The organism is Streptomyces sp. NPDC048521 (assembly GCF_043199855.1).
Taxonomy (GTDB): domain Bacteria; phylum Actinomycetota; class Actinomycetes; order Streptomycetales; family Streptomycetaceae; genus Streptomyces.
Genome location: NZ_JBICWR010000002.1, coordinates 606,917 through 621,418, shown reverse-complemented (window position 1 = coordinate 621,418; position 14,502 = coordinate 606,917). Strand labels below are relative to the sequence as shown.

Sequence of the window (14,502 nt, the reverse complement as noted above, 5' to 3'; positions counted from 1 at the left end):
AGCGGGCATTCGTCCTTGACTGCCCGTAGGGAACACGACCGACTGCCCACGGCTCCTCCGGCGCCCCGCGCACAGACAGCCCCGCAAGCTCGACGCGGGGCGCCGGACGGAACTCCCCCCAATCTTTCTGCACAACCTCCCGCCGGGTCAGGCGGCGAAGGAGATGGTTCACGTGTCCGCTACGCCCGTGCTGGCGTTGCGCGGGGTCTCCAAGCGGTTCGGTGCCGTTCAGGCGCTCACCGACGTAGAGCTTGAGGTCCACGCCGGTGAGGTGGTCGCCCTGGTCGGCGACAACGGCGCCGGAAAGTCCACGCTGGTCAAGACGATCGCCGGCGTCCACCCCATCGACGAGGGCGTCATCGAATGGAATGGCGAGCCCGTCTCGATCAGCAGGCCGCACGACGCCCAGGCCCTGGGCATCGCGACGGTCTACCAGGACCTCGCGCTGTGCGACAACATCGACGTCGTCGGCAACCTGTTCCTCGGCCGTGAGCTGAGGAAGTGGGGCGTCCTGGACGAGGTAGAGATGGAGCGCCGCTCCCGCGAGCTGCTCACCACGCTGTCGATCCGCATCCCGAGCGTCCGCATCCCGATCGCCTCGCTCTCCGGCGGTCAGCGCCAGACCGTGGCCATCGCCCGCTCCATGCTCGGCGACCCGAAGCTGGTCATCCTCGACGAGCCCACCGCCGCCCTCGGCGTCGAGCAGACCGCCCAGGTCCTCGACCTGGTGGAGCGACTGCGCGAGCGCGGTCACGCCGTCATCCTCATCAGCCACAACATGGCGGACGTGAAGGCGGTGGCCGACAAGGTCGCCGTCCTGCGCCTCGGCCGCAACAACGGTGTCTTCGAGGTCAAGACGACCTCTCAGGAGGAGATCATCTCCGCCATCACGGGCGCCACCGACAACGCCGTGACCCGCCGTGCGGCGCGCACGAACGGGGAGGTTTCCAAGTGAGCATCGACAAGACCTCCGCGACCCCGCAGGACGAGCACGTGGTCGAGAACCCCGAGGCGGCGGCCGCGGCCGTCACCGCGGTCGACCCGCGTCTCCTCGTGCGCGAGCAGGGCCTGCTCGGCTACTGGAGCGAGTTCAAGCGCAAGATGAAGGCCGGCGAGCTGGGTTCCCTCCCGGTCGTCCTGGGCCTGGCGATCATCTGCATCATCTTCCAGGTCCTGAACTCCGAGTTCCTCTCCGCGCAGAACATCAGCAACATCACGGTCACGATGGTCGGCACGGGCATGATCTCCGTCGGCATCGTCTTCGTGCTGCTGCTCGGCGAGATCGACCTGTCGGTCGGTTCGGTCAGCGGCGCGGCCAGTGCCCTCGCGGCCGTCCTCACGGTCAACCAGGGCTGGCCCGAGTGGGTGGCCGTTCTCGTCGCCATCGCCGCCGGTGCCGCCATCGGCGCGCTGCACGGCTTCTTCTTCGCGGTGCTCGGCGCCCCCGCCTTCGCCGTCACCCTGGCCGGTCTGTTGTTCTGGCTGGGCTTCATGCTGAAGGTGCTGGGCGAGGACGGCACGATCAACCTCGACAGCGACGGCCTGATCGGCAAGCTGACCACGTACACCTTCACGGACGTGGCGGCCGCCTACGGCCTGGCCGTCGTCGTGGTCGCGCTGTTCTTCCTCTCCTCCTTCCTCGGCAACCGGCGCCGGGAGGCCGCGGGCGTCCCGTCCCGGCCGCTCAGCGACACGGTCCTGCGCACGGTTCTGCTGGCCGTGATCTCCTTCGCCGGGGCCTACATGTACAACCAGTACAAGGGCCTGCCCCTGGCCACGGTGATCTTCGTCGCGTTCCTGGTCGGCACGGACTTCGTGCTGCGGCGCACCTCCTACGGCCGCAAGATCTTCGCGCTCGGCGGCAGCGTCGAGGCGTCCCGGCGTGCGGGTATCAACGTCACCGCGGTGCGGATCTCCGTGTTCGCCGTCTCCGGCGGGTTCGCCGCGATCGGCGGTCTGTTCCTGGCCTCGAAGATCGCCTCGGCCAACCAGAGCGCCGGTACGGGTGACCTGCTGATGAACGCGATCGCTGCCGCGGTGATCGGCGGTACCTCGCTGTTCGGTGGCCGTGGCCGCACCTGGAACGCCCTGCTGGGTGTGCTGGTCATCGTGTCCATCCAGTACGGTCTCCAGCTGGAGTCCATCGCGGAGCCGGTGAAGTACATGATCACCGCGGCTGTGCTGTTGACCACGGTGGTCATCGACTCCATCACGCGCAAGACGCAGAAGACGGCGGGGCGTGCCTAGCGTCTAGCCGCCGCGGGAGTGCGGGTGTGACCTGCGGGTGCGGGCCCTCGGTGGCTCGTCCCGCGGTCCCCCGCGCCCCCGCGGATGGGACCAGTGCCCGGTGCCTGAAAGGTGCCGGGCACTGTCGTGTCCCGCACAGCATGAACATTAGACTCGGGCGAGCCCGGCAACAGCTCGATCAGCTCTACTGCAAGGAGGCACGGGTGCCGCTGCTGACCCGCATCAGGGGACCGCGCGATCTGGACCGGCTCAGCCTGGAGGAGCTGGACCAGCTGGCAGAGGAGATCCGGACCTTCCTCGTCGACGCCGTCTCCAAGACCGGCGGCCACCTCGGCCCCAACCTCGGTGTGGTGGAGCTGACCATCGCCCTGCACCGCGTCTTCGAGTCGCCGAAGGACAAGGTCCTGTGGGACACCGGCCACCAGTCCTACGTGCACAAGCTGCTCACCGGCCGGCAGGACTTCTCCCGGCTGAAGATGAAGGGCGGCCTGTCGGGCTACCCCTCGCAGGCCGAGTCCGAGCACGACGTCATCGAGAACAGCCACGCCTCCACGGTCCTCGGCTGGGCCGACGGCATCGCCAAGGCCAACCAGCTGCTCGAGCGGGACAGCCATGTCGTCGCCGTCATCGGTGACGGCGCGCTGACCGGCGGTATGGCCTGGGAGGCGCTGAACAACATCGCCGAGGCCAAGGACCGCCCGCTGGTCATCGTCGTCAACGACAACGAGCGATCGTACGCCCCGACCATCGGCGGCCTCGCCAACCACCTGGCGACCCTGCGCACGACCGACGGGTACGAGCGGTTCCTCGCCCGGACGAAGGACATCCTCGACCGCACCCCGGTCGTCGGCAAGCCGCTGTACGAGACGCTGCACGGCGCCAAGAAGGGGCTGAAGGACTTCATCGCCCCGCAGGGCATGTTCGAGGACCTGGGCCTGAAGTACGTCGGCCCGATCGACGGGCACGACATCGAGGCGCTGGAGTCGGCGCTGGCCCGGGCCAAGCGGTTCGGCGGACCGGTCATCGTGCACTGCCTGACCGAGAAGGGCCGCGGCTACCAGCCCGCCCTGCAGGACGAGGCCGACCGCTTCCACGCCGTCGGCAAGATCCACCCGGACACGGGCCTGCCGATCGCGTCCTCCGGCGCCGACTGGACCTCCGTGTTCGGCGAGGAGATGGTCAGGCTCGGCGAGGAGCGCGAGGACATCGTCGCCATCACGGCGGCCATGCTCCAGCCGGTCGGCCTGGACAAGTTCGCCAAGCGCTTCCCCGAACGCGTGTATGACGTCGGGATCGCGGAGCAGCACGGCGCCGTCTCGGCGGCGGGCCTCGCGCACGCCGGGGTGCACCCCGTCTTCGCCGTGTACGCCACCTTCCTCAACCGCGCCTTCGACCAGGTCCTCATGGACGTCGCCCTGCACAAGTGCGGGGTGACCTTCGTGCTGGACCGGGCCGGCGTCACCGGTACCGACGGTGCCTCCCACAACGGCATGTGGGACATGTCGATCCTTCAGGTCGTGCCGGGGCTGCGGCTCGCCGCCCCGCGCGACGCCGACCAGGTGCGGGCACAGCTGCGCGAGGCCGTCGCCGTCGAGGACGCGCCGACCGTGGTGCGCTTCTCCAAGGGCGCCGTCGGACCCGCCGTGCCGGCCGTGGGCCGCGTCGGCGGCATGGACGTGCTGCGCGAGCCCGGCACCGACAAGCCGGACGTGCTGCTGGTCTCCGTGGGCGCCCTCGCCCCCATGTGCCTGGAGATCGCCGGCCTGCTCGACCAGCAGGGCATCTCCACCACCGTGGTCGACCCGCGCTGGGTCAAGCCCGTCGACGAGGCCATGGCCCCGCTGGCGGAGCGTCACCGGGTCGTCGTCACCGTCGAGGACAACAGCCGTGTCGGCGGCGTCGGCTCCGCCGTCGCCCAGGCGCTCAGGGACGCGGGCGTGGACGTGCCGCTGCGTGACTTCGGCATCCCGCCGCGCTTCCTGGACCACGCCTCCCGCGCGGAGGTGCTCGCCGAGATCGGGCTGACCGCACCGGACATCGCCCGCCAGGTCACCGGGCTGGTCTCCAAGCTCGACGGCCGGTTCGACCGTACGGCGGACGCGGTGGACTCCGTGGAGGTCGCGCGCGACTAGGCGAACCTCTCGTCCGGGCCGGTTACGCCGCTCCTCCCGGTGGCGGAACCGGCCCGGCTGCGTGAACCTGCCAGTGCCGGGGCATACGCACCCCGACCCTCTCGATCATGTTGAGCCATATCGAGGTCTCACGAGCGTGGGAGGCAGGAACGTGAGCAGCGCGCTCTTCCGGACGAAGAACGTCGAGCAGTCCATCCAGGACACCGAGGAACCGGAGCATTCGCTCAAGAAGTCCCTCTCCGCGCTGGATCTGACCGTCTTCGGCGTCGGTGTCATCATCGGCACCGGCATCTTCGTCCTGACCGGACAGGTCGCCAAGAACAACGCCGGTCCGGCGGTGTCCCTGGCCTTCGTGGCGGCCGGCGTGGTCTGCGCGCTCGCCGCCCTGTGCTACGCCGAGTTCGCGTCCACGGTCCCCGTGGCGGGCTCGGCGTACACCTTCAGTTACGCCTCCCTCGGCGAACTGCCCGCCTGGATCATCGGCTGGGACCTGGTCCTGGAGTTCGCGCTCGGTACGGCGGTGGTGGCGGTCGGCTGGTCCGGCTACATCCGCTCGCTGCTGGACAACGCCGGCTGGCACCTGCCGGGCTATCTCGCCGGGCGGGACGGCGCCTCCGGCTTCGGATTCGACATCCTGGCCGCCGCCCTGGTGCTGGTGCTCACCTGCATCCTCGTCCTCGGCATGAAGCTGTCGGCCCGGATCACCTCGCTCGTCGTCGCCATCAAGGTGATCGTCGTCCTCGTCGTGATCATCGCCGGTGCCTTCTTCGTCAAGGGCAGCAACTACGAGCCGTTCGTCCCCAAGGCCCAGTCGGTCGAAGCGGCCGGGAACCTCAAGGCACCGCTCATCCAGCTGATGTTCGGCTGGGCACCGTCCAATTTCGGCGTGATGGGCATCTTCACCGCCGCCTCGGTGGTGTTCTTCGCGTTCATCGGCTTCGACATCGTCGCCACCGCCGCGGAGGAGACCCGCAACCCGCAGCGGGACATGCCGCGCGGCATCCTCGGCTCGCTGCTCATCTGCACGGTGCTCTACGTCGCCGTGTCCATCGTCGTGACCGGCATGCAGAAGTACTCCAGGCTGTCGGTGCAGGCCCCGCTCGCCGACGCGTTCAAGTCCATCGGGCACCCCTGGTACGCGGGCGTGATCAGCTTCGGCGCCGCCGTCGGCCTGACCACCGTGTGCATGATCCTGCTGCTCGGCCAGACCCGGGTGTTCTTCGCGATGAGCCGCGACGGACTGCTGCCGCGGTTCTTCTCCCGCGTGCACCCGCGCTTCAAGACCCCGCACCGGCCGACCATCCTGCTCGGCGTGATCATCGCGATCGTGGCCGGCTTCACCAGCCTGAGCGAGCTGGCCGAACTGGTGAACATCGGCACGCTGTTCGCCTTCGTCGTGGTCGCCATCAGCGTGATCATCCTCCGCCGGAGCCGTCCCGACCTGCCGCGCGCCTTCCGCACCCCGTGGGTGCCGGTCATCCCGATCCTGTCGGTGTGCGCCTCGCTGTGGCTGATGCTCAATCTGCCGGCCGAGACCTGGCTGCGGTTCGCCATCTGGATGGTGATCGGCTTCCTCGTCTACTTCCTCTACGGCCGCACGCACAGCCGGCTGGCCCTGCGCGAGCGGACCGCGACCGAGGTTCCGCGGCCGCCCGCCGGAAACGCCCCGTAACCGTACTGCTCGTCACTCCGGCCCCGTATGTCCCGCTTCGGTGGAGACGTCGGGGCCGGATAGCGTGCTGCCCATGCTCGCCGCGCCCCTCGCCCCCGCATGGACCGTGCCCACCCGGACGGCGTACTGGACGCGGCTGCTGCCCCTCCTGTCCGTCCTGGCCTGCGTCACCCGGATCCCGTCCTTCGCCAGGCCGCTGTGGAACCCGGACGAGGGCTACCTCGCCGTCCAGGCACGGCTCCTCGCCCAGGGCGGACAGCTGTACGAGACCGTCGTGGACCGCAAGCCGCCGCTGCTGCCCTGGCTGTACGAGGCCGCCTTCGCGGTGTGCGGTCCGGGCTCCCTCACCCCGCTCCGGGTGCTGGCGGTCCTCGCCCAGCTGCTCACCGCCGTCCTGCTCGCCTCCCTCGCCCGGCGCCGCTGGGGCGACGGCGCGGGTCGGACCGCCGGGGTGCTGTATCTGCTGGTCTCGGTCGGGCTGAATCCCGAGGACGCGCAGGCGGCCACCTTCGAGGTGTTCATACTGCCCTGCACGGCCGCCGCCGTGTGGTGCGCCGACCGCGGGCGCTGGGGCACGGCCGGGACCGCCGTCGCCGCCGCGTTCCTCACCAAGCAGACCGGTGGCGCGGTGCTGCTGCCGGTGGCGTGGCTGCTGTACCGCCAGGGCACCCCGCGCACGGGCGTGCCGCGGCTCGCCGCCGGGTTCGCCGTACCGGTGCTCGGCGCGGCCCTCGTGACCGACCCGGCCGGATTCCTGTTCTGGACGGTGACCGGCTCGGCCGCCTACGCCTCCGTCACCGGGTCCGAACTGCACGTCGTCGCCCGGGCGTTGACCAACACGGCGATCCTGGCCGGGGCCTCGGCGGGCCTGCTCCCGCCGATGGTACGAGCCCTGCGCATCGCCCGTACCGGCGCCGTGGACCTGTGGCTGTGGCTGGCCTCCTCGGCCGCCGCCGTGGCCCTCGGCTGCCACTTCTTCGGCCACTACTACCTCCAACTCACCGCACCGCTGGCCCTGCTGGCCACCGGAGCGCTGCAGGTCCTGCCCCGGGAACGGCGCGTGGCCGCCGTGCTCACCTCGGCCTGCTGCTGCGCCGTCTTCCTCGCCTGGGGCCTGCTCGCCCCGCGCCCCGAACTCGCCCACGCGCAGCGGCTCGCGGCCGCCCTCGAGCGCCGCACCGCGCCCGCGGACCGCGTCCTGGTCTGGGGCATACACCCGGAGACGTACTGGCTGGCCGGCCGCCTGCCCGCCACCCGCTACCTCACCGCGGGCCTGCTCACCAACTACAGCGGCGGCCGGGACGGCCCGCAGGTCGGCGAGAAGTACGCCGTCGCGGGCGCGTGGCCGGTGTTCCGGCGGGAGATGAGCACGCACCGGCCCGCGCTGGTCGTCGACGACTCCCGCGGCAAGCCGTACGCCCCCGACCGCCTCCCCAGCCTGCGCCGCCTCCTCACGGGGGGCTACGAGGAGGTGGGCACGGTCGACGGCGCGGTGCTGTACGCCCGGGCGCCGCAGGAGTAGCGGGGCGTGTGTGCCGTACGCGGGGGCCGGGTGATCGGCGGTGGGGCTCGGCCCGGACCGTGGCTGCTGTACGCCGGGTGGTGGGCGTGGCTCGGCGGGGGACCGTGTGCGTCGTACGTCGGCGGGTCGGAGGGGTGGGGGCGTGACTCCTCCCGGACCGTGGCTGCTGTACGCCGGGTGGTGAGGGGTGGTGGGCGTGGCTCGGCTGGGGCTGTGGCTGTTGTGCTCCGGGGTGGTGGGGGAGTGGCGGCGCGGCTCGGTCCTGGGTCCGCATGATGTGCTCGAGGCGGTCGGCGGGGCGCCCCCGCGCGCGTGCTCCGCAGCACGCCGAGGTGCCGGAGGGGGTTCAGCCCAGGACCGTGCGCGGGCCGGCCACCTCCGCGCCCAGCTCGGTCACCCGGCGCCGCAGTTCGCGGTCCGCGGTGATCACCAGGCGGTCCCGGCCGGCGTGCGAGGCGGCCAGCTCCACGATCCGGTCGTCGCCATTGCCGGGCGCCGACTCCACCCGTACCCCCGGCACGGACGGCACGCCCCTGGCCGCGCCCTCGACCACGAGCACGATGTCCACGGGGGCCGCGAGGCCGGGCAGTCCCGCCTCGGCCAGCCGGTCCCGCAGCCGCTCGGCGGCCCCCCTGCGGTCCCGCCACCAGCCGTCGGGCCGCGATCCGACGACGTTCGCGCCGTCCACGATCACCAGCAGCGGGCCGCGCGGGAGCGGGGCGTCGAGGGCGTCGTCCATGCGCCCAGGGTCCCATGCCGGTGGCCGGGTGCGGTCCGTTCGGCCGGTGCGGACCGGCTTAGAGTGAACCGGTGAACGGCGACTGGCTCATCCGCGGCCGTGACGGCCGGCTCAGTGTCTACCAGCTGTCGGACGACGCTGTCCTGTGCCGGGCGGAGCGCGGCCCCCACGGCCCCTGGACCGCGCCGCGCACGGTGGGCGGCGACCAGAGACTGCACCCCGTGCTCGCCCTCGGCCAGGGCGCCGACGGCTATGCCCACCTGGTCTCCTGGCGGCCCACCGCCAAGGGCGAGTCCGGCCTGGTGCACTCCACACACTTCCGCCCGCTTCTCGCGGCCCTGGACTGGAACCCGATCGGCCACCCGAACAAGAAGGGCGACCGGACCGGCACGCCCGCCGTCGCGGTGGACGCACAGGGCCGCGCCCATGTCTTCGTCCGCAACAACGGCGGCGGCGTCAGCCTGCTCGCGCAGAAGGAGAAGGGCGGCTGGGAGCCCTGGAGGGACCTCAAAGGCTCGCAGGTCCAGGACGGTCTCGCGGCGGTGACGGCGGAGTCCGGCACGGTCGAGCTGTACGCGGCCGTCCCGTCGGGCCTGGCGTACTGGCGTCAGGAGGAGGCAGGCGCCCAGCCCGTGCTCCGGGAGACCTTGCAGGCCCCGGTCCGCCCGGGCACCCTGTACGCCCTCGCCACGTCCCCCGACAGCACGACCGTCTTCTACACCGACACCGCCGGCGACCTGTGCGCCTGGCGCCCGGGAGGCAAGCCGGTCACGCTGCTGCCCGCGGCCGGCCCCGGCCCGGTCTCGGCGGTCCGCTGCGACCTCGACGGGTACGACTGCACCCTGCTCGCCCAGCGTTCCGTGAGCGGCCGGGTCGCCTTCGCGGCCTATCCGACGGAGCTGGAGTCGGCGGGCGCCTGGTGGGCCGAGTCGGGCCCGCGGCTGCCGGTGGACGCGCGGGTGTCCCTGGCGACGGACGAGCACGGGCGGGTGGTGGCGGCAACGTTGTCCCCGTCGACCGGTCAACTCCTGCTGACCCGGCGGAAGGACGAGCCGGGGCTGGCGCTGGAGGCGTGGCGGGAGACGTGACGGGGGGTTCCGGTCGCACCGCCGGACGGCTCCGGCCGGTCCCCGCGGGAGCGGGCGCGCACACGGCCGCCACACCGTGTTCGCCGAACGTTCGACCTATGATGAGGCGCGCTCGGCTTCCCCGTGCAACAGGTGTTCGGGAATCGGCAGGTCAGCCGGGGCGGGCGGCAGGAAAGGGGCGGGCCACGTCATGCGGACCGGTTCCGGGCGCGGCGTCGCCCGACGCAGAGCGGCCGAGCACACCGTCATATCCACCGGGACCGCGCGGCGACCGGCCGAGACGGCCGTCGGCGGCCACTGGCTGGTGCGCGGCAAGGACGGCAGGCTGACCGCCTACGGCCGCGCGGCCGACGGCCTGCTGCGCTGGACCGAGGTCCGGCCGGGCGGCCCCGACTGGACGGGCCCCGAGTTCTTCCCGGTCGCCGGCCTGACCCACCTGTCGGTGGCCCAGGGGGCGGACACGTATGTCCACTTCGTCGGCCGGCGTGAGGTCGGCAAGGGCGACGGGCCGCCCGCCGTCGACATCGTGCACGCCATCCAGTACCAGACGGGCCGTCCGGTGACCGAGTGGCGGTCGCTGGGCAATCCGCACAAGGACCGGGACAAGGCCGCCCGGTTCGGTGCCCCGGTGGCGGCGGTGAGCGCGTCCGGGCGGGTGCACGTCTTCGCGCGGAACGCGGGCCGCGGGCTGATGCTGCGCCGGGAGGAGCCGACCGGGAAGTGGGAGCCCTGGGTGGACCTCAAGGGCAGCCGGGTGCAGGACGGTCTGGCCGTGGTCGGCCACGCCTCCGGGCGCATCGAGGTGCTGGCGGGCGGCGAGCAGGACGCCATGTGGTGGCGGCAGGCGGAGGCCGACGGCGAGTTCCGGCAGGAGCCGAACCTTCCGCTGCGGGTGACGCCGGGTACGGCCTCGGCGCTGGAGACGGCGCCGGACCGGACGACGTACTACTGGGCCGACCCCGACAGCGGCCAGTTGGTCGCGCACCGCCCCGGTGGCTGGGTCATCCCGCTCGGCGGCGCTTCGAACGGTGAGCCGGTCACGGTGCTGCGTGCGGCGCTGGACGGGTACGACTGCACGGTGCTGGCCCACCGCGATCCCGACGGCCAGGTCATGCTCGCCGCGTGCGGTACGGAGAACGAGCAGGGGGGACTGTGGTGGTCGCCGACCGGCGAACGCTCCGTGGCGGCCCCGGCCCTGGCGTTGGACGCCCACGGCCGTGTCGTCCTCGCCGCGATCGCCCCCGACGGATCCCTGCGCATCGCCCGCCAGACCGGCGCCCCCGGCCTGGCCCTGGCCCCGTCCATCCGCGCCTGAGCACTCCCCGCGGAACGAAGCCCGTCCGGCCGTGACACCGAACTCGGCGGGGACCGCCCGACCAGCCCGCCGAGGACCAAAACCTCCGGCCGACCGGGAAGCCGAGGCCGGGGCGGGCCGTGAAGCAGCGCGGGCCCGGTCTGCAGGAGCGCCGAGGACGGCAGACCGGCGGGGTATGGCCGGTCGTGGCCGGGAGGCGGGCGGGGGCCCAGCCGGTCGGCCGTGGAGGGCTGGGATGCCGGCGGGGGCCTAGTCGGTCAGGCCGCCGAGGGCCGGGAGGTCGGCGGGACGACGGCAGGCGGGGATGCCAGCGGGGCCCCGGTCTGTAGGAGCGCCGAGGGGGGTAGCCGGCGGGATATGGCCGGTCGTGACAGTGAGGCGGGAGGCGGGTCGGGGCCCAGCCGGTCGGCCGCCGAGGGCCGGGATGCCGGCCGGGGCCCAGCCGGTCGGCCGCCGAGGGCCGGGAGGTCGGCGGGACGACGAGGGCAGGACGGGTTGCCAGTGGGGCCCCGGTCTGTAGGAGCGCCGAGGGGGGTAGCCGGCGGAGTATGGCCGGTCGTGACAGTGAAGGCGGGAAGGCCGGCGGTGTCCGGCCGGTCAGCCGTCGAGGGCCGGGAGACGGGCGGGGCCCACTCGGTTGCCGAGGGCCCGGAGGCCGGCGGGGAACGGCCTGTCAGGGGCCGGAGCTCGGGAGGTCGGTGAAGGCTCGGGCGGTCAGGGTGTCCGACCGCCCGTTGCCGGTGACTTCTTCGCCGACTCGGGTATCGCCGTGTCGTTGCGCAGGGCCTGCCACAGCCGGCCGGCCTGGGGCTGGGCGGCGACCACGCGGTTGGGGTCCTGGGTGTCGTACCGGACCGGCAGCATGAGCGTCTCCATGGTGGCGGGGTCGACGCCGTTCATGCTGCGGCCGAACTCCGCGAGCTTGGTCAGGGACGCGAGCCCCGAGTCGGTGGTGAGGGACTGGGTGAGCCGGTCGGCGATCTTGTAGGCCTTGGTGGGGCTGCCGAGCAGGTCCTGCTGCTTGATCTCGCTCAGCAGGGCGATCAGGAACTGCTGCTGCAACCCGATGCGCCCGAGATCGCTGCCGTCACCGATGCCGTGCCGGGTGCGGACGAACTGCAGGGACTGCGTACCGTCCAGCTTGTGGGTGCCCGCCGTCAGGTCGAGGCCGCTGGACTTGTCGTGGATGTCCTGGTCGACGGTGACGGTCACCCCGCCTATCGCGTCCACCAGCCCCTTGAACCCGGCGAAGTCGATCTCCACGAAGTGGTCCATGCGCACCCCGGACATCTGCTCGACGGTCTTGACCACACAGGCGGGCCCGGCGAGCGCGTACACGGAGTTGAACATCACACGCTTCTTCGACGGCAGCCTGGAGCCGTCCTTCGCCATGCACTCGGGCCGGGTCACCAGCGTGTCGCGCGGGATGCTCACCGCGACGGCCTTCGACCGCCCCTCGGGCACGTGGATCACCAGGGCGGTGTCCGAGCGCGCCCCGGAGACGTCGCCCGTGCCCAGCGCCGCGTTGGCGCCGGAGCGCGAGTCGGAGCCGAGGACCAGCAGGTTCTGACCCGACGTGGGCAGCTTGCGGGGCCGGTCGTCGCCGATCGCCCGCTCCAGGTCCACGCCCTTGATGTTGCCGTTCAGGTCGTTGTAGAGCCAGTACCCGACACCGCCCGCGGCCAGTACGAGCAGCACCAGACTCAGGGCGACCCAGCGCCATACGCGACGCCTGCGGGGTGGTCTGGCCCGGCGGTTGGACGGCTCCCGTCGTGATCCCCGGGGGCCCGTCTCCGTCAGGGCGTGCGTCATTGCCTCGGTTCCTCTCTCGTGCCGGCCAGATGCCGTCGTGTTCGGGGGCTCAGGGCACGAGTGGGGGAGGAGACCGGGCCCGTCTGCGTGGCGGACAGTCATCCACCGGTCATCAGACGTTCAGCCTGGCGTAAGGGTTGTATGTGTTTTGCGTCATTCCGGCCGACATTGACAAATGGTTGAAAGTTTGCCGATGATGTGGCCGTCCTGTGAAAGTTAAATTTCTAGTGAGAACCTGGGTCGGCTTTCGGCCACGGCGGCTCACTCCTCGGCATCGGCCGAGTGCGCAATGGGGGAGGGGTGGCCGTGCTGGTGCGTGCGTCCGCCGGTGGGGGGCGAGCGGCGTGACGACCGTATCCGAGCGTGTCACCGGACAGGCGACGGGCGCGGCGGCCACGGCCGCGCCCGGTGGCGCCGTGCGGCGGCTCGCACCCGAGTCCGCACCCACCACCGTCACCGCCGAGCACGGTGACGTCTACGTCGAAGCCGACCTGACCCCGCTGGCCGCCCGCGAGGCCAACCGTTCCGCGCTCACCGCCCTGCTCGACTCGGCCGGCGTCGCCCACTTCGCGGTACGCGGCACCGCCGACCACGGCACGGTCGTCGCCGTCGCCGAGGAGGACCGGGACCGGGTGCTCGGCGCGGTGTTCCGCGGACTCGGCCAGTACCCCGGCCACCTCAGCGTGATCGACCCCGACGCGCCGCGGCCGGCCAAGCCCGTCTCCACGCGCGACCCCCGGGCCTGGCGCGAGGTCGCCGACGCGCGTGTCCTGCAGATCAGCTGGTACCGCACCGACCCGGGCCGCCATCTGCTGCTCGGGCACGAGTACGGCTGCGCGATCGAGTTCTGGCGGCGGCAGGGCACGTACCTCGTCGCGCCCCGCGCCAACCGTGCCACCTGGGCGGTCGCCGCCGACGGCGCGAACGTGCTGGGCTCAGCGCGGCTGTTCAGCCGGTTCGTCTCGGACTGGACCCCGCCCCCCTCGGCGCCGGCCCTGTCCACCCGCCCGGAGTTCCTGGTGAACTGCGCGGACGACATCGCGTTCCCCGTCGACGCCGTCTACACCTGGGTCGACGGCAACGACCCCGCCTGGCAGCAGCGCAAGGCGCAGGCGAAGGGCGAGGTGTACCACGCGGAGTCCGCGAGCGACGCCCGCTTCATCAGCCGCGACGAACTGCGCTACTCGGTGCGCTCGCTGCACCTGTTCGCGCCGTGGATACGCAACGTCTACATCGTCACCGACGACCAGGTCCCGGCCTGGATGCGCGAGGACCTGCCCGGACTGCGCATCGCCACCCATCGCGAGATCTTCCGCGACCCGTCGGTGCTGCCCGTGTTCAACTCGCACGCGATCGAGTCGCAGCTGCACCGCATCGAGGGCCTGGCCGAGCACTTCCTGTACTTCAACGACGACATGTTCATCGGCCGCCCGGTCGCCCCGCACGCCTTCTTCACGCCCAGCGGAACCGCCCGCTACTTCCCTTCGCGCAACCGCATTCCGCAGGGCCCGGTGGCGGAGACCGACACCCCGGTCGACGCGGCGTGCAAGAACAACCGCGCACTGTTGCTTGAACGTTTCGGCAGGGTGATCACCCAGCCGATGGAGCACATCCCGTACGCCCTCAGGCGCTCGGCGATGGAAGAGGCGGAACGCGACTTCCCCGAGGCCTGGGCGCGCACCGCGGCCAGCAGGTTCCGGGCGATGACCGACCTGTCGCCGACCTCGTCCTTCGCGCTGTACTACGCGGCGCTGACCGGCCGGGCGCAACCGGGCTCGATGCCCTTCACCTACCTCCAACTGGCCGTGCCGGACCTCGCGGACCGGCTGCAACGGCTGCTCGACGGCCGCGACCGGGACTCCTTCTGTCTCAACGACGCCTTCTCGACACCGGAGGACATCGAGGCACAGCAAGAGCTGCTGGACGGCTTCCTCACCTCCTACTTCCCCACCCCCAGCCCGTACGAGCGATGAAA

Annotated in this window: 10 protein-coding genes; 8 read left to right on the top strand and 2 right to left on the bottom strand. The window is 71.9% G+C overall.

From position 1 onward, the window contains the following. The first annotated feature begins 163 nt into the window (after positions 1-163). From ACGFRF_RS07185 to ACGFRF_RS07165, 5 genes are all read left to right on the top strand, one after another. Positions 164-955: an ATP-binding cassette domain-containing protein gene (locus ACGFRF_RS07185; protein ID WP_393737592.1), complete on the top strand. Its 792-nt coding sequence runs from the start codon at positions 164-166 to the stop codon at positions 953-955. Beyond that, positions 952-2,247 carry a sugar ABC transporter permease gene (locus ACGFRF_RS07180; RefSeq protein ID WP_393737591.1) on the top strand — a complete coding sequence of 432 codons (1,296 nt, stop codon included), beginning with the start codon at positions 952-954 and terminating at the stop codon, positions 2,245-2,247. Before ACGFRF_RS07185 ends, ACGFRF_RS07180 begins: the two co-directional genes overlap by 4 nt. Positions 2,248-2,450: 203 nt before the next feature. After that, on the top strand, positions 2,451-4,379 hold the full coding sequence (dxs, locus tag ACGFRF_RS07175; RefSeq protein WP_393737690.1) for a 1-deoxy-D-xylulose-5-phosphate synthase: 1,929 nt from the start codon (positions 2,451-2,453) through the stop codon (positions 4,377-4,379). A 151-nt stretch (positions 4,380-4,530) separates the two neighbouring features. After that, positions 4,531-6,051, top strand: a complete 1,521-nt coding sequence (locus tag ACGFRF_RS07170; RefSeq protein ID WP_393737590.1) for an amino acid permease — start codon at positions 4,531-4,533, stop codon at positions 6,049-6,051. A gap of 73 nt (positions 6,052-6,124) precedes the next feature. Beyond that, the gene (locus ACGFRF_RS07165; RefSeq protein WP_393737589.1) at positions 6,125-7,573 is read left to right on the top strand and encodes an ArnT family glycosyltransferase; all 1,449 of its coding nucleotides are present in this window, start codon (positions 6,125-6,127) and stop codon (positions 7,571-7,573) included. Positions 7,574-7,919: 346 nt separating this feature from the next. Here ACGFRF_RS07165 and ACGFRF_RS07160 read toward each other — a convergent pair whose 3' ends face one another. Then, positions 7,920-8,312, bottom strand: coding sequence for an NTP pyrophosphohydrolase (locus tag ACGFRF_RS07160; protein WP_393737588.1), 393 nt, complete (start codon positions 8,310-8,312; stop codon positions 7,920-7,922). A gap of 71 nt (positions 8,313-8,383) precedes the next feature. Here ACGFRF_RS07160 and ACGFRF_RS07155 point away from each other — a divergent pair, with 71 nt between their 5' ends. Then, positions 8,384-9,400: a hypothetical protein gene (locus ACGFRF_RS07155; protein WP_393737587.1), complete on the top strand. Its 1,017-nt coding sequence runs from the start codon at positions 8,384-8,386 to the stop codon at positions 9,398-9,400. 190 nt (positions 9,401-9,590) lie between these two features. Then, positions 9,591-10,715 carry a hypothetical protein gene (locus ACGFRF_RS07150; protein ID WP_393737586.1) on the top strand — a complete coding sequence of 375 codons (1,125 nt, stop codon included), beginning with the start codon at positions 9,591-9,593 and terminating at the stop codon, positions 10,713-10,715. A 714-nt stretch (positions 10,716-11,429) separates the two neighbouring features. Here the strand turns inward: ACGFRF_RS07150 and ACGFRF_RS07145 are convergent. Further along, complete coding sequence (locus ACGFRF_RS07145; protein WP_393737585.1) at positions 11,430-12,527, bottom strand: LCP family protein; 1,098 nt, start codon at positions 12,525-12,527, stop codon at positions 11,430-11,432. Between the two features lie 344 nt (positions 12,528-12,871). On the opposite strand from ACGFRF_RS07145, the gene ACGFRF_RS07140 reads away from it, so the two are divergent. Continuing rightward, positions 12,872-14,500, top strand: coding sequence for a stealth family protein (locus ACGFRF_RS07140; protein ID WP_393737584.1), 1,629 nt, complete (start codon positions 12,872-12,874; stop codon positions 14,498-14,500). Positions 14,501-14,502: the final 2 nt, after the last annotated feature.